Source organism: Roseovarius sp. Pro17, assembly GCF_035599575.1.
In the GTDB taxonomy this organism is placed as follows: Bacteria; Pseudomonadota; Alphaproteobacteria; order Rhodobacterales; family Rhodobacteraceae; genus Roseovarius.
This window is the reverse complement of record NZ_CP141179.1, coordinates 840,968-859,555: the sequence shown is the minus strand read 5'-3', so window position 1 is coordinate 859,555 and position 18,588 is coordinate 840,968. Positions and strand designations below refer to the sequence as shown.

At 57.3% G+C, this 18,588-nt stretch carries 17 protein-coding genes; 3 read left to right on the top strand and 14 right to left on the bottom strand.

Translation table 11 applies throughout. The annotated features are described in order from the left end of the window. Positions 1-135: 135 nt before the first annotated feature. The 6 genes from U3654_RS04155 to U3654_RS04130 all read right to left on the bottom strand — a co-directional run bounded on the left by U3654_RS04155 (position 136) and on the right by U3654_RS04130 (position 8,780). Complete coding sequence (locus tag U3654_RS04155) at positions 136-825, bottom strand: hypothetical protein (protein ID WP_324754099.1); 690 nt, start codon at positions 823-825, stop codon at positions 136-138. Continuing rightward, positions 825-2,345, bottom strand: coding sequence for a S8 family serine peptidase (locus U3654_RS04150; protein ID WP_324754098.1), 1,521 nt, complete (start codon positions 2,343-2,345; stop codon positions 825-827). Before U3654_RS04150 ends, U3654_RS04155 begins: the two co-directional genes overlap by 1 nt. Continuing rightward, complete coding sequence (locus tag U3654_RS04145) at positions 2,342-3,274, bottom strand: phosphatase PAP2 family protein (RefSeq protein WP_324754097.1); 933 nt, start codon at positions 3,272-3,274, stop codon at positions 2,342-2,344. Before U3654_RS04145 ends, U3654_RS04150 begins: the two co-directional genes overlap by 4 nt. Position 3,275: 1 nt before the next feature. After that, on the bottom strand, positions 3,276-4,949 hold the full coding sequence (locus U3654_RS04140) for a hypothetical protein (protein WP_324754096.1): 1,674 nt from the start codon (positions 4,947-4,949) through the stop codon (positions 3,276-3,278). Between the two features lie 1,265 nt (positions 4,950-6,214). Next, a complete protein-coding gene (locus tag U3654_RS04135; protein ID WP_324754095.1) occupies positions 6,215-6,985 on the bottom strand; it encodes a GH25 family lysozyme in 771 nt (256 codons plus the stop codon). A gap of 916 nt (positions 6,986-7,901) precedes the next feature. Beyond that, a complete protein-coding gene (locus tag U3654_RS04130; RefSeq protein WP_324754094.1) occupies positions 7,902-8,780 on the bottom strand; it encodes a DMT family transporter in 879 nt (292 codons plus the stop codon). 135 nt (positions 8,781-8,915) lie between these two features. Here U3654_RS04130 and U3654_RS04125 point away from each other — a divergent pair, with 135 nt between their 5' ends. Beyond that, on the top strand, positions 8,916-9,188 hold the full coding sequence (locus U3654_RS04125) for a hypothetical protein (protein WP_324754093.1): 273 nt from the start codon (positions 8,916-8,918) through the stop codon (positions 9,186-9,188). A 705-nt stretch (positions 9,189-9,893) separates the two neighbouring features. Here U3654_RS04125 and U3654_RS20445 read toward each other — a convergent pair. From U3654_RS20445 to U3654_RS04085, 8 genes are all read right to left on the bottom strand, one after another. Next, complete coding sequence (locus U3654_RS20445) at positions 9,894-10,274, bottom strand: methyltransferase family protein (RefSeq protein ID WP_416384579.1); 381 nt, start codon at positions 10,272-10,274, stop codon at positions 9,894-9,896. Between the two features lie 369 nt (positions 10,275-10,643). Next, on the bottom strand, positions 10,644-10,910 hold the full coding sequence (locus tag U3654_RS04120; RefSeq protein ID WP_324754092.1) for a ParB N-terminal domain-containing protein: 267 nt from the start codon (positions 10,908-10,910) through the stop codon (positions 10,644-10,646). 214 nt (positions 10,911-11,124) lie between these two features. Beyond that, positions 11,125-11,532, bottom strand: a complete 408-nt coding sequence (locus U3654_RS04115; RefSeq protein WP_324754091.1) for a cupin domain-containing protein — start codon at positions 11,530-11,532, stop codon at positions 11,125-11,127. An 806-nt stretch (positions 11,533-12,338) separates the two neighbouring features. Next, the gene (locus tag U3654_RS04105; RefSeq protein WP_324754090.1) at positions 12,339-12,995 is read right to left on the bottom strand and encodes an ABC transporter ATP-binding protein; all 657 of its coding nucleotides are present in this window, start codon (positions 12,993-12,995) and stop codon (positions 12,339-12,341) included. Then, complete coding sequence (locus U3654_RS04100; RefSeq protein ID WP_324754089.1) at positions 12,995-13,744, bottom strand: ABC transporter ATP-binding protein; 750 nt, start codon at positions 13,742-13,744, stop codon at positions 12,995-12,997. Before U3654_RS04100 ends, U3654_RS04105 begins: the two co-directional genes overlap by 1 nt. Beyond that, complete coding sequence (locus tag U3654_RS04095) at positions 13,741-14,685, bottom strand: branched-chain amino acid ABC transporter permease (RefSeq protein ID WP_324754088.1); 945 nt, start codon at positions 14,683-14,685, stop codon at positions 13,741-13,743. Before U3654_RS04095 ends, U3654_RS04100 begins: the two co-directional genes overlap by 4 nt. Before the next feature lie 3 nt (positions 14,686-14,688). After that, positions 14,689-15,651, bottom strand: coding sequence for a branched-chain amino acid ABC transporter permease (locus tag U3654_RS04090; protein WP_324754087.1), 963 nt, complete (start codon positions 15,649-15,651; stop codon positions 14,689-14,691). A 33-nt stretch (positions 15,652-15,684) separates the two neighbouring features. Continuing rightward, positions 15,685-17,139, bottom strand: a complete 1,455-nt coding sequence (locus U3654_RS04085; RefSeq protein ID WP_324754086.1) for an ABC transporter substrate-binding protein — start codon at positions 17,137-17,139, stop codon at positions 15,685-15,687. A gap of 34 nt (positions 17,140-17,173) precedes the next feature. Here U3654_RS04085 and U3654_RS04080 point away from each other — a divergent pair, with 34 nt between their 5' ends. Both U3654_RS04080 and U3654_RS04075 read left to right on the top strand, forming a co-directional pair. Then, positions 17,174-17,857 carry a DUF2848 domain-containing protein gene (locus tag U3654_RS04080; RefSeq protein ID WP_324754085.1) on the top strand — a complete coding sequence of 228 codons (684 nt, stop codon included), beginning with the start codon at positions 17,174-17,176 and terminating at the stop codon, positions 17,855-17,857. Positions 17,858-17,891: 34 nt separating this feature from the next. Next, positions 17,892-18,587 carry a GntR family transcriptional regulator gene (locus U3654_RS04075; protein ID WP_324754084.1) on the top strand — a complete coding sequence of 232 codons (696 nt, stop codon included), beginning with the start codon at positions 17,892-17,894 and terminating at the stop codon, positions 18,585-18,587. Position 18,588 lies beyond the last annotated feature (1 nt).

The window sequence follows — 18,588 nt, the reverse complement described above, 5'->3', positions numbered from 1 at the left end:
AGGAAAAATAATCCGGCGAAAGTTGCTAAACCTGGCGCGATAAAATCTGTGCGACAGGATGGTTTAAAATCGTTTTCTGGCGCTCGCTTCGATATCCTTTCTGAACCGCCGTTATGGGTTATGATCCTGCATGGATTAATCCTGTAGGATCCTGGTTTTTGAGCGTTGCCCAAAGTCGGTCAATCGACTCACCACCTGATGAATGCCCCCCGCCGCCCCGGCCAAAGCGACCGCAGTCAGGAAAATATCGACAAAGGAGAGAACGTTCATTTGCAGCGTTGGTAAATCCGACAGGCCGATCTGGGCAGCAAACCCTCCGTGCAAAAGCTGAAAGCCAGACAGGCTTAACCCCGTTGCCAGCGCCATGCACGACCAGGTCGCCCAGCCATTCTTCAAAACGCTCAGCTCTTCGAGCTTTAGGCGCGTTGCTGCCGCCTGGGCGGGCAGGGTTTCGCGCGCGACTGACGCATTGCGCATCAGGCCGCCATCGACCATCGCCATGCGGTCTTGGGGGCTGACCAGCAGATCCATGTCGCGCTCCAACATCTTCGCCTCAAACGCATTGTGCTCGGCGGCCTGTTTGAACGGTGCCAAAATCGCGATTTCGTCAGCGCCAAAGCGCCAGTTCAGGATCAATTCCACCGCGCGTTCGATTAGCAATGCGAGGAACAAAAAACTGGCCAGAAGTTCGCCCAACTGAGCCATCGACACGTCATGAAGCTCCAGCGCAGCGAAATCCAGACGGCCGGCGGTAAAGACAGCCGCGAGCGCTACCAACGCGGCGGCAATGGGCGGCAAGCCCACGGCGTTGTTCTGGGTTCTCATCAAACATCCCCCACGTCGGGCGAGAGGTTGCGCCAATGGATCGCAGGCTCTGCCTTGGCATAGCTTTGCGCAGCGCCTCCGCACAGGGCCGCTTTGGCGTTAACGCCGAAATGCGCACCGCCCTTCGTCAATCGCCCGGCCGACAGAGCCAGCGACAAAAGCCCGCCCGTCAACGCGACCGCCCCCGATGTGCCCGAAAACCGGCAATAAGCCGACCGATAGTCCAAAATCGCCCCATCACGCCCGAAAACCTGTGCGTTGGGGCTGGAGTTATAGCCCGCGCGACCCGGCACGTCGGTCGAAATCAGATCCTGAGGCGCATGAGTTCCCGGCCCCACATCTGCTACGTTCGACGGATCACCGAAGCTGCCCAGATTGCCACGGTAGAATTGAGAATGGTCGTTCGGATTGAAGCCCGCGCTCTGAACGTCCAGCCGCTGCATCTTATCATCCAGCCGCTCGCCATCACCGCTGGGCGCATAGACGGTCACATGATCCGAGACAGGCGAATAACTGGCCGATTGCCCGGCGGCTGTACGCGCGCCAACCGAAATGATGCCGTTGCCGTCTGCCGCCAGCGATCCGGGATACAGGATCCGTTGCTGCGCCCCGTTGCCCGCCGCGCAGACGATGGGCACGCGTTTGGACAGGGCGATTGTCAGCTCCTCAAGTACCGTCCAGCGTTCGATTTCGTGGGCCGCGACATCTACGCCCAATGCGCGGCTCAACGCTTCGGGGCTGTGCTCCACGCCGGGTGCCAGGCTGGCGGGCGCCGGGAAATCCCGCGCCAGCACGATGACATCCGCGTCGATCAGCGCCGCGTAAAGCAAGGCCAGGATCAGCTGTTCAGGTTCGGGGTCGAAATTGGTTGAAATGGGCACGATTTCGCAAAACGGATCGACGCCCGAATAGGCAAAGGCCACGGATTGCCCCATGGGAAGCTCGCTGTAGGTGCCAGTCGTGGGGTCAAACACCCGGACCTGTGCCACCGCTGTGGTCTCACACGCCACAGGACGTGCGCCAATCAGCCCCGCCATCGCCGTGCCATGCGCCGAGAAATTCGGCGCATTTGCTGCGCGCACCGGCGAGGCGTGCGCCTCCGAAGGTCCGGATTTCAGATGATCTTGCAGATCGGCCCAAAGCTGGGCCGCCCCGTCCGGGAAATCCTCCGGCAGCGTTCGATTATCATCTCCAAGGATACCCTCATATGCATCCCTCGCACCCGGCACACCCATGCGGGATGAAAATAAATCCAGCGCAAACCTTGCGTTGATCGCGTCCGCAAGGTTGGGATGGCCCGCGGCCACCGATGTATCGATTAGGGCAACGCGTGTGCTCCGCTGGCCCTCGCCATCCAGCCGTTCAGCCGCCAGATCCCACGCTTCCGACGCGAAGCTCTTGAGATCGGTAACAACCCCGATTTCAGCCAGATGCCAAAGCGCGTGAAAGGCAGTGTAATCTCCCCGCCCACGGGCGGTATCGCTTTCGATCTCGATCTGCCTTTGCGCAAGATCCGTCATACCCATTCCCCCCGTGCGGCCAGCATCTGATCCTCTAGGACGACCTCGAAAACAGGGGTCATCATGCGGGCCAGCGCGCGGCCGGCCGCCGTATCCTGCGCGTAATGCAGGCCCGCCCATTCACGATTTTCCGCGATGCGCCGCGCGCTGAGAAACAGATCGGCAATGCCCGGGTGTTCAGGCGCCACACGGGCGAAAACAAACGCGATGGCGTAAGACAGAAACGCGTGGTTCGACGGGCACGAGGCATGGATCGGCACCGGAATGAAGCATTTCAGCCGCATGTTCACGGTGCTGGGCCGGGGGGTGTCATACCGATCCTTATACCGCAGCCCGATTTCTTCGCACAGCCGCGCCAGAATCAGGAACAAGGCAACTGTCTGGGGCGCGTTGCCGGTATCCGATACGCCAAGTGGACGCAGATACCCCGACAGTTCCAACTCTTGTTCGCGCAGGATTTCGGCGCGGCGCATGGTTTCGTCGGGGCCAAGAAGGGCGGCTTGCTTGGCCAGCAAATCATGCGTCTCGTCGAACAGACCCGCAGGTGATTTGGGCAGATCCAGCGGCAGGTCGATCCAGAAATCCCGCAAGCGGTGCAGACGGTCCAATTCACGCCAGGGCAGCAGGATATCGGGCGTATCGCCGCTGACAGAAGCCATCGCTTCGGTGGTGGTGCGGTTACGATTCCTGTTGCGGTTCCGGTTCCTGTTGCGGTTTCTGTTCCTGTTGCGGTTCAAAAGGGATGACGCGCCGCCGCTACCCGCTGGTACCGCGACAAAGCTTGCGCCGTCGAAGACACCGCCGCCCGCAAGAGGCGCCCCCCCCTGCCCGGCCGCAGCCACAGCTTCAAAACTGTCGCCGATGGCCAGCAACTGGGATTTTGCCAGGATCGCGCTGAATGGGTTGGGTGGTGCCTTGCTGTCGTACATCCTATTTAGCCCCCGCTAGGATCAGTCCATCAATCAGAATGTTCTTGGCGCGATCGCTCCGGATCGCCATGCGCTCGTCCTGTACCCAAGACACCGAAAAGCTCGGATCCATAGTGCGGATGCGCTTGATGCAATCTTGCGCGCCATCGGTATCGCCCAAATGTGCCATGCTGACCGACGTATAGCGCAGCGCGGCCCCAAAATTCGGCCTGCGCGACAGCACCCGCTTCCCCAGGGCGCAGGCGGTGTCGAAATCGCCCTCAAGCGTGGCGATCATGCAGCGTGTGGTTTCCAGCGTGAACCGGATCGGGCTGTGATCCCCAATGCGCAAGGCGTTCTGTGACGCCCCCCGCGCATCGCCGTAACGCCCGTTATAGGCATAGTGCAGTGCCAGATGGTCCCAGCAGAATGCTGAATGGGGCGACATGCGAATGGCGCGATCCAGCATGTGGTCGGCAGCGTCATGTTCATGCAGAATATATCCTTTCGCGTGCCCTGCCAAAGCGAAGGCGATGCCACCATCGTGTGACGCGTCCTCCACCTGCGAAATCAGGCGCCGGGTATCGTCTACCAGCATTTGGTCGAAGTCATGCCAGTGCTCACCCACCCGAAAGGTATTAAGATACGCCAGCAGAGCTGGATAAATTGGCGCGCCCGTCAGATCCCAGTTGGCGGTCAGCGATCCACGCAGATCGTCAAGCGACGTGTGATCCAATTGGAACATGGCCGTCAGCGCGTGGAATGGTGTCATCGGCATATCCGCTCCACAGTTGGGCAGTTGCGCCAGCGATTGCGCGACGCGTTCGATAATTTCTCCCACAAGCACCAGGATTTCGGCGTTATCGGTGCTGGCGCGGTCCACGGCATATGGACCGCCATCCACGCTCCACATCAGTTCTTGAGTGCTTTGGCGCAGGACAAGAACCCGGATCGACAACTCGCCGCCGGCCTCATAAATCCGTAGACGAAGATAGAGATCGGGGCCCGTGGCCGTGATCAAAGCCAGGTCATCCCCACCATCAAGATTCCGATAGTCATACGTTCGCGCGCCAATATAGTCGCGCAGGCCGGATGCAATGCGGTCGGTCAAAGCTTCGCCCAAATACAAGGTCTGAAAAGATCTTGAATGAACCACGGGCGCCAGCAATCCAACGATGGGGCGCGTGTCTGGCGCAGGTTCTGGGGTTTTCGGCAGGGGTGCCGCCTGTCCGGGCGCTACCAAATCGTCCTCTAACAAGGCGTCAATCCGATCGCGCCAATGGCTGCGCTGATCGCGAAGCCAATCCTCGAACGGCTCGGCGTTGATATTTGCGCCTTCCAGCAGGTCTGGCGGCTCAACACGGGCGTGGCTAGGTAGCGCCGTGATCCCATCGCGCGCGATTTCAAGCAGATCAACCTGCACCGCGCCCGGCACAAGGCGAGCGCGGTTTGCGTCAATTTCAATAATTGGTCGGCCAAAATTTTCCAGGCTGCGGCGCAGACCGTGCAGCGCGGTGCGCAGGCTTTGCGCGGCCAGTTGCGGGTCTTTTTCGCCCCAGAACAGATCCTGAAGCCGCGCGCGTGAAACCCCGGCATCTGCGGACAGGGCCAGCACGGCCAGAATGCACTGCTGCTGCGCGCTGCGCGGGGTACGTTCGCGCCCGGCGGCATCGGTCAGTCGAAATGGACCCAGCAAGCACAATCGTGCCTGTCGGTTCAAACCCTGATTGGAAGGGGTCCGCGCGTGCATCACTTGAATCATCCCCCTGGCTGCGATTGAACGCTGCCTGTCACGGCAAAAGTCTAGAGCCCTACGGGGTTTCAGGAAAGCCATTTCGTTGACGTAAGGGAAAGTGGAGGACCCCTGACCGTGAAAATGTTTTGCTGCATATGAAATCACAGGGGACCCTCCGATAATTTGGGTGTTACAAAAACCTGCGCTGAACGGACAAAACATGACGCCCGTTCAGCGCGTACTAATAACAAGGTCCGAAAAATGGACCGGCACCCAACACATGGGATAATCTGACCGAACCGGTTGCCCGGTCCGCATCAGTTTGTCCCAAGTCATTCGCGAGAAACAGCCGCGGATGAGTCTATGGCGTTTCCCGACGAAGAGGTCGCACCGGGAGCGATTACGTTCTTCGCCGAGACCGGCACACCGCAGGGAGGTCGTCGATGGCCGCGCCATTGTCCCGATCCCGCCGTCCGAATAGACGGGGGTGGAGACGTGCTGTGTCCGCTGCGGGTCGATTAGCGCTAGATACGATGCGACATCGCTTGAATTCAGTTGCTCGCATTTCACTGGGCCAACCCTTGTGCAGTGGAGTTCCCAATATGTTACGCAAGCCGCGTGAGCCGTCCGTTAAGTAACTGCTTAAAATATACTTTTTATAAAAATCACGCCGAATCACCTGAGTTTCCAGATACCAAGTCCCGGGACAAGATCCTGAGACGCTACCTTTCTCAGATGCCGGGGGGCGGTGTGGCTGTTGCTGCCATCTGGATGCCCGCTTCTGCATAATGCACCATGAATTCGCATCCACAGCGAAGGTTCGGAATCTTCCCAATCTTATCAAACTCCGGCGCAGCCAGATGCTCTCCATCGAGCCTGGACGACGAAATGCTGCGCCAGTCTCATTATTAGCTCTCAATTGTAGCACCAGCGTCGAACCACGCCATTCCTCAGAAATGCAAAAAGCGCTCCGAGGGGAGCCAGAGCATTGATATATCGTATCATTTTTGGTTGCGGGAGCATGCAACCGCCGTCAATTGCCGGTAATCAGTTGCTGACAACACATAAACATCAATTCCGGCGTGAAGCCTTTACCCAGCTGGTGGATCTATCCCCGTATGTGCGGGTGAGCCTTGGCCGACGCATTTGAGGCGGAGGCAGACGCGGGCTGCACGCGCCACCGTCGAGACGTTATAACCTTGGGTTGGCCGTCCCCTTAAATTTGGTTACTGACGCCTATTCGCCAGCCAGCGTTTCCATTCCGACGCTCCGCCGGAAAATGCGTTCAGATCTACGTCTCCATTGATGCCCGGCACGGTGCCGGTGCCGGAATATTGCCAAAAGCTCCAGTGCTGGCTCGGATAGACCTCGCGCGGGTGCTTTGCGGTCGAGCGGAGCCAGAATTCTTCGCCTTCCATCCGTTGCATTTCGTTCACACGATAGAATTCAGGCGTTGTATAGATAATCGGACGCTGTCCATAATGGCGTTCCAGCCTGTCGAGAAAGACCTTCGCCTCGCCCCGGACGATTTCGCCGGGGGGCCGCTTGCGACAGGTGGGCGAGAATGCGTTCCACTCCATGTCCAATATCGGAGGCAGAGCTCCCGCTTCGCGCGGGACATGGCGGACAAACCAGCGAGCTTGATCGGCCGCAGAGGTACAGAAATAAAAGAAGTGATATGCACCGCGAGGAATGGACGCACTGCGCGCGCCACGCCAATGATCGTCAAATCGCGGATCAAGCATGTCGCCGCCCTCGGTCGCCTTAATGAAGGCGAACTGCACACCTGCGTCGCGCGCCGCATGCCAATTGACGCTGTCCTGAAACCGCGCAACGTCGATGCCGTGAACATCGTATCGGTGCGGCGCGTGGCCCTGCTGCCATTCGACTGGGTCCCGTTCGCCAAATCCACTTGCGCGGCCAACGTTGTCGGACGGTTGCTCTGAGGCGCAGGCGGCAAGCGTCAAGAAAGTAAGAATCAGAAATTGGCGGATCATCAGCGCAGCTCCTGCAGGGGACATCTCTAATATGCAGGGAAACTCGCCGTGCCGCCACTAGGGAAGTGTCGGCTGTTTCAGTGGTGGCGAAGACGGCAACTTCGTCGGCGGGGCGCAACAAACAAGTTGATATCGTCACAGTATAGGCCTGACATACTGTCGGCTTCGATTGCGACCCCACAGTCTTAGTGCCCTGCACAAGGGGCGGCGACAATAGAAGTCGCAAGACAAGTTTATCAGAGACATCTCTGGTGCAGTCAGTTAAAGCCCGCCGTCCAGAATCGCCCTCCTGCGGTCAAGCTAAAATACACAAATGCAGATCCTCAGATGGTTTTGGCTTGCGCGATGACAATCTTCCTTTCATCCACTGCCAATCCTGATCACAACGGTTTTGACGACGGCCTGCAGCGCGCCGCGAGCACGCTGTCGCGATTTGGCAGGGTGGATCCCGAGGCGCAGATACTGCGGCGGAAGGCGGACGCGCTCAATGGCGCCGGTTTCAGTAAGGCCTTGGCCGCCTTGGCGTCACGCCTGGCTCCTCTAATCGATACTGCGCGTATCGACTGTCGGCAGCGGTTAGTCTGATGTCGATGAACTGACCGTTCTGATCCACGGCACCACAGCCTCTCGGCGGATTGCTTTGCAATCGCCTGTCGGCCAGTGGATACGTGTCCAAATGGTGTGGCGTGTCGATCTCGTTTTGGCTGTCACTGGGCCATTCGCGTGTGCCTTGATCTTGCTGATCGCCGTAGAAATCTAGCGCTGTTCAACATGGCCATCGAAAGCAAGCTGAGAGGCTGCGCGTCCGGATCAACAGTGAGAATGATCTCACAGAACCTGGTCGTGGTAGGTCGCTGAGTAGTCGTGATCATTTCAACATTAGCCTCTGATTTGCTGAACCGTTGATTTTTCGATGTCATTTCAACTGCCGTTCGCGAAATATGATGAAAAGCCCGCTGATCACGATGATGCCCGCGCCCACGAAGGTCGTCAAATCAGGGACGTCTCGCCAAAAGAGCCATCCCAGTAACGTGGCCCATAAGAGACCAGTATATTCGAATTGCGCGACGACCGAGGCCGAGGTGAAACGGAAAGCTTGGGTGATCAATGTCATCCCGGCCGTCCCGAAAAGCGCTATCCAGATGAACAGCCAGATGTCTTCGGGCCGGATCGCGACCCAGTAGAACGGGCTGAGGATACCGCTTATCAAGGCGCCCGCCCCGACCAAGTAAAGCATCACGGTCCACGTGCTTTCCCGCGGGTCAACCCATCGCGAGCCAATCATCAGCAGAGCGTAAAACAATGCCGTACCCACCGGGAACAGTGCGACCAGTTGAAAGGTCGCACTGCCGGGGCGAACGACAACCAATACTCCGATAAAACCGACGACCGCGGCCAACCATCGCCTCCAGCCCACGTGCTCCTTCAGCAAAATGCTTGAGAGTGCGATGATGAAAATCGGGGCTGCAAATACCAAAGTCGTCGCCTCGGCAAGTCCAAGATGCCTCAGGCCGAGAAAGAACATGATGGCAGCGCAAGTCCAGATAATACCCCGTACCAGATGTGCCATGGGTCTATAGGACCAAAGCGCCGCCTTACCCCCTATGCTGACGGCGATCAGCAATGCGGGTAGTAGCGCGATGGCATTGCGAATAAAGAGAATCTGAACCGGCGCGTAACTGTCGGTAAGTGTCTTGGCAATAGCATCATTGACGCTAAGGCATGCGATGCCAGCACACATCAGCACGATACCACCGACTGATCGGGATGGTGCAATTTCCGTTAGTGCCCGCATGAAATCAGCCTTTCTTATTATAAGCGCAATCAGGGAGATTGATGTCTGTGTCAATTGGCACCGAATATTGCCCCCTAGGCTTTGAAGCCGGCACCATGAGCCAGCATTTGTACTTCGGCCTGAAGGAGGAAGGCTTTGACGTCGTTTACATGGAAGCGCGCCAGATCAATGCAGCGCTGTCAGGCGACCGAGCGAGATGTCCGTGCGACGCTCTACGCAGCGGCCAATGCGCTTCTGATGCGCACGATGGCCGGGTCGCAGATCAAATCCTGGGGCATGAGGCTGATCCGAACCAAAGGTCGCCGTCGTGCTGTCGTTGCTGTCGCCCGCAAACTCGCCGTCTTGTTCCATCGGATGTGGGCAGATGGCACAGAATTCCGTCCGGCACAGGTGGAGGACACGGCATGATCTGATACGCCCACCACCCAACTTGACCGGGTCGTCCCTCACCGGACGAGGTCTGTGGAAGAAGTCGAAATGGCTGCTGCGCACCTTGAAGCGCGTCTCTAAGCAAGGCTCTCCACTGCCGATCCGACATATGCGCGCAGCGGTGCCATCGCGGTATCAACAAGTCTGCGAAGAGAAGCGTGACCCGGATGAGCGACAATGATCCAAACACCCAATTAGAGAAGCTGCCTTTAGTGCAGAATATGTCTAAGGTCCGCTCAATAGCCAGAAGCAGCCTAAAAGTTAGCCCGAGCTATTGCCAAATGTGCATCTCTTCTGCCTCCGAATGTGATTGTCATTTGCAGGGGCGAATGCCCGTCAAAGCGTTCCGCTTACTCAGCAATGCAGAGTCCAGTTTCTGCGTATTGCAGACCTTAGTACCTGTCGCAGCAAGGATGCCGCGGTCATTTGTGCCGTGTATGGCCGCTTCTCCTAATCCTAAATCCCATGCACCCGCAGGGAACGGCATCTCCCCGCCCTGTGCCGACCGTTGCGACCGGTCCACAGGAGACATTAACCGGGCTTGTCTACGCCGCATTGCAGCTTCACCAGAACAGCCGTTCATGCATTGCGCAGAATTTTCCAGAAGCGAAGGACTGCCGCGCGGACAGTCCAGACGTCCGGTCGCGGGGCCGATTTTATCGCGCAACCGTAACAAGCGAGGGCCTAAAGCCACCGTCTCACGTTGCGCGCGTAGGCGTCGAAAGCCGGGCCAAACTGGCGGCGCATCTTGGCTTCCTCGAAAGGGATGTGGACCCAATTCGCAATAGCGAATACCAAGACGGGGGCGACGAACATAAGTATAGCGCCTGTCGCCACAGCTACTCCGAGGCTGAGGAGAACGAGTCCCAGATACATAGGATTGCGAGTGAACCGAAATGGTCCGTCGGTGACCAACTTGTTGTTGGTAGCCGAAGTGGGATTAATCTGGGTGCCTGCACGACGGAACAATATCAAGGCCCAAACTGGAGCAATGAAACTGATCGCGAAGAGCGCGATGCCAACGGAGAGGCTATGTGCCCAAGGTACGATGGGCCACCCGGCCATGTAGGTCGCGCCCGCCGTGAGGATCAAGATGAGGAGGGCCCATATCGGTGGCGGAAGCTTCAGCATGTTTCAACGACCCTTCGAAGCGCTTCGGCGCTCTACAGCCAACTAAAGATCAACTATAACAGTTTTGCCCGTCAAAGACACTTGTGTCCGATTAGGGCTAAGCCGACATGCCGCGGTGCAGCATACTGCACCCGGAGAAGCGATGTCGCTCAACATGAACGGCCCAGAGCGCCCTTTACACTATCTGCCAACGCTGCAGTGCGGCTCCCGCGTTTCTGCCATTCATGAACAGTGCAGCATTCGGGGCTGCAAACGAGGGTCTGCAGGGCGACAACTGCCGTACTAAAACGGCGACCAATACATTCAGTGCAGCCGGGCGTGGACCAGATACCCTTCGACTTTGTCTTCGCCGAGGGCGCGGAGTGCTTCTAAACGGTGATAGCCTTCGATAAGAACATAGCCGCCGGTTTTACCGGTGCGCAGACGGATAGGGGTGGTTTGGCCATTTTCCAGCATATCCTCGGCGATATCACTAACTTTTCCGGGATCTAGGGTCTTTTTGCGTTTGACCGGAATGCGGACGTCGGCGATGGCGAATATTTCTTTAACCGGCATGAGATGAATTTGCACCGGAGCAGAGCATTTATGCAAGCCGTTGTTTCTATGGCAGAGGGGTACCACCGGCCCATTCCGGGCCATCATCACATCGTTCAGCGCCGCGGCGCAGCTTCACCAGGCCGGAAATTCGCTACGCCCACGAATTCTGGGGGCAGACGAACTCACCCTAGGCGGACAGAATGAGCCTTCGGCATTAGTGGCTTTTTGTGGGCTGCTCCGTTCGATTTTACTCGGCGCGCGAGGCGTTGTAATCCTCGTCCGCGACATGCTCCATCCAGTCGGCAGTCTTGCCATCGACAGAAGTCTGCACTGCCAAATGCGTCATTCCGCAGTCGGGAGACGCGCCGTGCCAATGTCGCTCCCCTGGCGCAAACCAGACCGTATCACCCGAACGCAGCACCTGCACCGGCTGGCCCTCAGACCCGGCCAGCCCAGTGCCCGACAAAACATGCAGTGTTTGACCGGCGGGATGGGTGTGCCACGCTGTCCGCGCGCCAGGTTCAAAAGACACCGACAGGATTTTGACCGGTGAGGGGTCGTCACCCGACACTACCGGATCAAACCGCACCTTGCCGGTGAAATACTCACTGCTTGGGAATTGCGAAGGCCGGTCTCCGGCGCGGTGGATCATCATGGCGAGCTCCTTTTAGCGTTGTAGTGTGGGCCTCAGCAGAGTTCCGGGTTCCGATTTCAGCTCCACATGGCCGAACGAGATTGGCGTCGAAGTCAATAATGGGGCTTTTTAAAAATCACCCAAAAACAGAATCTTACAACCTAAACGCCAAAATGGCGCAGTCATCAGCTACAGAGAATATCGGCCCAGAGAGAGCGGATATACACGATTTCTAGCATGGGCGGTGCTCAACCGAACCCGCACAACCTTCGAACATAACGGAAAAATTTGGCCGCAGCCGGATAGGGAGAAAGTTGTCTCAAGGGCAAGTGGCGGAGGGAACGGGACCCCCGTCGAACCTTCTCCACCACTTAACCATCTGATTTTATTGTGACGATCTGCCGATTTGAATCCCAGCTGATGTAAACGCGACTAGTTTCGAAGCAGATTACTTTTGTCCTACATCACCCTCATGAGGACGTCTGGTCAGAGGGAGTCCAGCAGCGGCTTGACCGCATGCTCTCTTTGGATCTCATTTGGGCCTCGGCCGCAAACATCGACCAAAATCTGTTCAACCCTAATCGACCCGTCTTATGACTCACATTCATGCCGCGTTTGTGCAGTAGATCCTCCACGTTCCGAAGCAAAAGTGGGAAACGGACACGTAGCATCACCGTCAAGCGGATGATCTCAGCGCTCGTCTTGAAATAGCGAAAGGGGCAGCATTTCGTCATGGCGCAACGCTATCAAGCCGCCCTGCCCCGCTTAAGCCGATTTGATCTGACAGCGCCCAGCAGGCGCTTCGGACTACTGCGGTTGCTTTATGACTATGCAACTTCGACTTTGCCACGCTCAATCATGAGTGTCACATCGGCGACCGCTTTCAAAAGGTGGGGGCTGGATTCCGTGATCAGAATCGCGATCTCTGGCTTGGCGTCGCGTAGGCGGGAAAGAGTGCGCGCATAGTCCAGTGCCAGCGCGGGAGCTAGGCCCTGAAACGGCTCGTCGAGCATCAAGACCTTTCTCGCCAGCATCAGGGCGCGACCCAAGGCTACCATCTTGCCCTGCCCGCCCGACACTCCACCGCCTGAACGCGAGCGCATCTTTTTTAGCTCGGGCAGGAAATCATATACCTCCTCCAGCTGCGTGGCTCGCTTGGCCGAGGGCACCTTTAGCGCGAGCGCTGGCAGTAGGATATTGTCCTCAACTGTGAATTCCGGAATCAGGCGCCGGTCTTCGGGCGCATAGCCTATTCCGTGTCCCGCTCGGGCGTGGGCCGGCATCTGATCAAGCCGTTCACCGTCAATGCGGATCTCTCCCCGCGACGCTTTTATGAGCCCCATAATGGTGCGCAATGTAGTGGTCTTGCCCGCGCCGTTGCGGCCGATCAAGATAGTCGCTTTGCCGGGTTCTAATGCAAAGCTGACACTCCGTAGGACAGGTGCCCCGGCGATTTCGACATGGATATCACTTAATTCTAGCATCAGGCTACTCCAATCACGCTTTCTAGGACGCGGGGATCTTTCAGAACCTGATCCGGTGACCCATCCATCATGACTTTGCCGCTGTCCCATACCACCACGCGATCTGCGTATTTCTCGACGATTTCCATATCATGCTCCACGAAGAGCGCTGTTAGCTCACGCTTACGCATCGCTGCCATAAGAGTTTCCATGATGCTGAACCGCTCAAGGGAACTGACGCCCGACGTCGGTTCATCCAAGAGCAAGAGTTGCGGATTCAAAGCGAATGCAACCGTGATATCGGCCAGCTTGCGCAATCCTTCGGACAATGTTCCTGTGGCGACTTCGGCGTGGTCGGCCAATTCGAGCAATTCGAGAAGCTCCATCGCCTCGGCTCGATAGTCCGGCCTATCGAGCGGCGCCAACGCTTGCCAGATACCCCTACGGGCAGCAATTGACAGCATCAGATTCTCAATAACGGTATGTTCGGTAAAGAGCTGCGGGATCTGAAAGGCGCGCGCTATTCCTTGGCGCGCGATTTTTCGCGGGGCCATGCTGGTGATCGAACGACCATCGAGGAGCACTTCGCCCGCGACGGGGCGAATATAGCCCGTGCATAAGTTCAAGAACGTTGTTTTTCCCGATCCGTTCGGGCCGATAATTGCCACGAACTCTCCTTTATGGATTTGGAGATTTACGTTGTCGGCTGCACGGACTCCGCCGAATGCCACTTCGAGTCCTTTGGCTTCCAGAAGCGGTTTAGTGGTCATAGCTTGTCCTCCCCGTTGGGCTTCCGTCGCTCGATTAGTCCGTAGAGGCCTCTGGGTAGAAAGAAGATCACGATCAAGAGGGCAGCACCCATGATCATGTTCCAATACTCTGCAGCATAATTAACAGCCACGCTATGTACGCTTTCCAGAAAGATAGACCCGATGAATGGCCCGACGACACCGCCTATCCCGCCCAGAACTGCAGTCAGCACAAAGTGGCCTGACTCGGTCCAGAATGCGTATTCCGGAAGCACGTGCCCGATAGAGACGGCGGCGATAGCCCCCCCGATCCCCGCCAACGAAGCCGAGATGACATAGGCGGCAAGCAATACGGCCCAAGCTGATACGCCCAGATATTCGAGACGAACTTCGTTGGTATGGATTGAGGCAAGTGCATGCCCAAGCGGGCTTTTGAGATAGCGATAGACCAAATAACCAATGGACACCGCGAGAGTGAGAGCAACGTAGAACAGCACCGTGTCGAAAACTGGTTTGTCAGGCGCCCATCCAAAGATGGTGGGAATAGGCACCCGCAGGCCATCGCTACCCCCAGTAATCCCGTAAAATTTAGAGGCCAAAGCGAATACGACCATCGAGATCGCCAGATTCAGCATCGCAAAGAAAATCGCGCGATAGCGTACGAGGAATGCCCCGAGAATAAGCCCGGTTAGGGCGGACATCAGCAGGGCCAGCAGCAGCATCGCCGCCAAGTCGGTCACACCCAGCTTGGTACCCAGAAAAGCGGCGGTATAAGCCCCCACGGCATAGAACATGGCATGACCGATGGAAATCATCCCCGCCCGCAAGAGCAAGGCGACACCAAGCGCTGCAAAGCCTTTGGCGATGGCGATGGTCAGGACAAACTCGAGGAACGGCAGGGCCAATGGGACGAGCGCGACCAGAAGAACTCCCACTGCAATAATGATATGCACAAGGCGCATGGATTAAATCCTCCGGGTTTGGGCGGTGCCGAAAAGGCCGTGAGGCCGGATACTGAGGACGACGACCATGACGATGTAAGGCGCGACCGCGTCGAGCGCCGGCATGAAGTAGATGGCCAGCACTTTCGCAAGGGCGACGATAATCGCGGCCAAGGCTGCACCTTCGACCTGACCAAGCCCTCCGATCGCGGCCACGGCGAACGCCAGAACCATCGTGTCAGCGCCAAGACCGGGTGCCACCCCCGTCGTAGGCGTCGCCATCGCCCCACCTAATGCAGCAAGAAAGACACCAAGCGTAAAGGCGATCATAAACATTCGGTTTGTGTCAATTCCCATGGCCAGCGATACTTCGCGATCCGCGACGACAGCCGTAAGTAGGCGTCCAGTCCGGGTATGTCGGACGAATACGCGCAGGCCAACCAGCACCATGACGGCCAGCCCGACCAGAACAAGTTGATAGTTGAGATAAATAATGCCGCCGATTTCAGAAACGCCAAGCAACGACATGGGCGTGTCCGAGTAGATGGATTGCACACCAAACAATAGGCGCTGAAGGTCTTCGAGAATTAGAAACAATCCGAAGGTAACAAGAATCTGCACTGCTTCGCTCTTGCCGTAGGTCCAGCGGATCAGAGTATGCTCGATCAATGGCCCGAAAAGAGCCGCCACCAACGCTGCAGACAAAAGCAGCGCCGGAAAGGTCAACCAAGGCGGAGCGCCAATGCTGACGATCCACAAACCAAGGGAGGCCGCAACGTAGGCTCCGATTGAGTAAAAGCTGCCATGCGCCACATTTAGAATGCGCAGAACGGAAAAGACGAGCGTTAGACCGACGGCGACGAAAAAGATCAGCGCGGCATTGGCCAGTGCATCAACGAGAAGCGGTATGAGAGTTTGTGTCATGAAAAAGCCTGAACAATTCGTGATCCAACAGCGGTCTTTACGCCATGAAACCCAGCCGCGCACCGAAGTGGCGGCTGGGACTGCGATGAATGCAGCTTACTTGTAGCTGCCTGCATCGGGTAAATTGTCCATGAACTCAGGCGTCAGCTTGCTGATCCATGCGAGGGCATCCTCGCCTTCTGGCGGAAGTAGGGTTTTGCCGTCGTAGCGCACCATGTTTCCGATAGTGACATGCTCTGCGCCTTCTGGCTTGACCGTTGTACCGACGATCTGGTCGACAATTCCGTCATTATCCGCGCGAAAGGTGACTTCGCCAGTCAGTGTGGTAACGCTAATACCTTCAAGCGCACCTACAACTTGGTCTTTAGTTGGCCAAGTGCCGCCATTCTCTTCCATCGCGGCCTCATAGGCTGATTTCAAAACGAGGAAAGCGTTGGCCATCTTGACCGATGGAAAGATCGGATTCTCACCAAATTTTTCCCGATAGGCTTCGGCAAAGGCTTCGGCACGCCCGATCTCCTTTGCGGTAGGCGAGTTCCACATTCCGTCACCCAGAACACCTACGGTTACACCCTCAGGCAGGTCGATACGTTCTAGAATCGTCTCCCCCAAGGCAAGGACCACATTACTTTGATTGAACAAGCCGCGCGGTTGTGCCTGACGGACGAAGTTCTCCAGATCCGCGCCCCACAGATTTGAGAAAATCACTTCTGGACGCGCAGCCGAAAGACGAGAAACCTCGGTCTGATAGCTGGGCGAGCCTAGCTTTGGGTAGAGTTCGGCCACCACTTTGACATCGGGTCGCAGTGCTTTGATGGCCGCCTTGACGATTTCGGCGGCATCATGGCCAAAAGAATAGTCGGGATTGATGAATGCAACCGTCTTTAGATCTGGGTGTTGGTCCAGAAAATATAGCGCAAAAGCCACAAACTCAGCGATGGTATTGCCGTTCGGGCGGTAGAAATAGTCGAACTCACCGGTTTGGTACAGCTGGTGCGTGTCGCAGTTCCAGCCAATGGTCGGCATCTTCAACTGATCGGCGACCGGCGCAAGTGCAAGGCAATGCCCTGATGACAGCGCCGCGATCATGGCTTCGGTCGTGCCGTTCTCTGCCAGACGGCGATACTCGGAAAGCACGCCCTCTGCCCCCTGCGCCTCATCGACGAAACTGGCCGAGATCGGCACACCGCCGACGCCCCCGTCCGCGTTGATTTGCTCGATAATGATTTCGGCACCCTGCTTGCCGGGCATCCCGTAGGCGGCGGCAGGCCCCGACATGAATGTGAATACCCCTACATCCAAGCTGTCCGGTTTGTCTTGCGCGGCCGCGCCGTGCGCGAGCGCAGCTGCCAGTAAGGCACCGCCAAAAATTTTGCGTAGTTTCATTTGGTCGTACATCTGAACTCCTCCCAAAGCCTCGAAAATGCGATCATCCTCCCTCGTTCTGGATGGTCGACTCGGAAAACTATAAAAAGTCTTGTGAAATTTCACAAGCATATTATTGTAGGGTTGTAATTTGTTTGACCGGCAATAGCGATCCTTGCCGCCCACGAACCCACAAAAATGCGCTTACAGGAGTTGAGACATGAGACTTAAGATGCTGGTCGCCAGCCAGAAAGATAGCTCCGCCCTCGATATGGACATTTCCCACCTGGTCATAGCCGGCTGGGCGGGCCGAGACGCCGAAGCTATGGAGCATCACATCCGCGAACTGGAAGCGCTAGGCGTGCCACGCCCCAAGGAAACACCCACTTTCTATCGTGCAGCGGCCGCGCGCCTGACCGTTGCAGAGGAAATCGAAGTTCTTGGCACTGCATCTTCGGGTGAGGTCGAGCCGGTGATTTTCGCTCAGAAGGGTGCACTTTATGTCGGTGTGGGGTCTGACCATACGGACCGCGCGGCAGAGACCCACGGCGTCGCGCTGTCCAAGCAAATGTGTGACAAGCCGATCGCTGGCACGGTCTGGCCCTTCGCCGAAGTCGAGCAGCACTGGGATGATCTGATTCTGCGCAGTTGGCGCGTTGATGACGAGAGCCGTAGCCTCTATCAAGAGGGGAAGGTTTCGGGGCTTCTGACACCCAAGGATCTGATTCAGCGATACGCCGGTTCGGAAGGTTTGGCCGACGGAACGGCGATGTTCGGGGGAACGCTGCCTGCCATCGGCGGGATCGAAACTGCCGGACGGCTGGAGTGCGAACTGGAAGACCCGGTATTGTCGCGCAGCATTACATTTGGCTACAATATCGGTTCACTGCCCATCGCGGGCTAGAATGCGAACCACTGCTAAAGGAGCGCCCACGGCCATGGAAAAGACAGCTGCATCCACAGCAAAGGCGATCCACGGCAAACCTCGCGAGCGTGTAGTGTCGCTGCGCTCGGAGGCCTATCAAACGATCCGTCGGCAAATCATCAATTGCACCCTCAAACCCGGCGAAGCGGTTACTTTGACCGATCTAGCGAGCGATCTCGACATCGGACGAACGCCAGTCAGCCAAGCGGTGGACCGGCTGACTCTCGAAGGTCTGATGGAAGTTATCCCCCGCAAGGGGATCGTGGTGGCACCGGTCAGCATCGATGATCTGGTTCAGATCATAGAGGTGCGCTTGCTGACCGAGGCACAGGCCGTTCGCTGGGCCGCCGAACGTGCGGGTGCCGACGATATCGCGGCGATGCGACGAAACTTGGATGGTAACTGGACTGCCGCGCGCGCAAAAGATATCGATGCGATGATTTCCTTCGACAGTGAATTTCATCGCCTGTTAAACGGAGCTTCGGGCAACAGAATTTTGGCGGATCTGGTCGGCAACCTGCATGATCGATCGATTCGCTTCTGGTCGATCTCGTTGCGGGCGGCGAACCACGGCGTTCATGTGTGCGAACAGCATACCGAGATACTGGAAGGCATCGCAGCAGGCGATCCCGACCGTGCGGAGAAGGCCGTGCGTGCGCATATCACGGCCTTCAACCAGAATATCATGGCACAACTTCTGCGTCTTTGAC

Bases quoted from the DNA above. Each gene is read 5' to 3' on its own strand.
- U3654_RS04155 (WP_324754099.1), bottom strand. From the start codon at position 825: ATGAGAACCCAGAACAACGCCGTGGGCTTGCCGCCCATTGCCGCCGCG.
- U3654_RS04150 (WP_324754098.1), bottom strand. From the start codon at position 2,345: ATGACGGATCTTGCGCAAAGGCAGATCGAGATCGAAAGCGATACCGCC.
- U3654_RS04145 (WP_324754097.1), bottom strand. From the start codon at position 3,274: ATGTACGACAGCAAGGCACCACCCAACCCATTCAGCGCGATCCTGGCA.
- U3654_RS04135 (WP_324754095.1), bottom strand. From the start codon at position 6,985: ATGATCCGCCAATTTCTGATTCTTACTTTCTTGACGCTTGCCGCCTGC.
- U3654_RS04130 (WP_324754094.1), bottom strand. From the start codon at position 8,780: ATGCGGGCACTAACGGAAATTGCACCATCCCGATCAGTCGGTGGTATC.
- U3654_RS20445 (WP_416384579.1), bottom strand. From the start codon at position 10,274: ATGGCCGGGTGGCCCATCGTACCTTGGGCACATAGCCTCTCCGTTGGC.
- U3654_RS04115 (WP_324754091.1), bottom strand. From the start codon at position 11,532: ATGATGATCCACCGCGCCGGAGACCGGCCTTCGCAATTCCCAAGCAGT.
- U3654_RS04105 (WP_324754090.1), bottom strand. From the start codon at position 12,995: ATGCTAGAATTAAGTGATATCCATGTCGAAATCGCCGGGGCACCTGTC.
- U3654_RS04100 (WP_324754089.1), bottom strand. From the start codon at position 13,744: ATGACCACTAAACCGCTTCTGGAAGCCAAAGGACTCGAAGTGGCATTC.
- U3654_RS04095 (WP_324754088.1), bottom strand. From the start codon at position 14,685: ATGCGCCTTGTGCATATCATTATTGCAGTGGGAGTTCTTCTGGTCGCG.
- U3654_RS04080 (WP_324754085.1), top strand. From the start codon at position 17,174: ATGAGACTTAAGATGCTGGTCGCCAGCCAGAAAGATAGCTCCGCCCTC.
- U3654_RS04075 (WP_324754084.1), top strand. From the start codon at position 17,892: ATGGAAAAGACAGCTGCATCCACAGCAAAGGCGATCCACGGCAAACCT.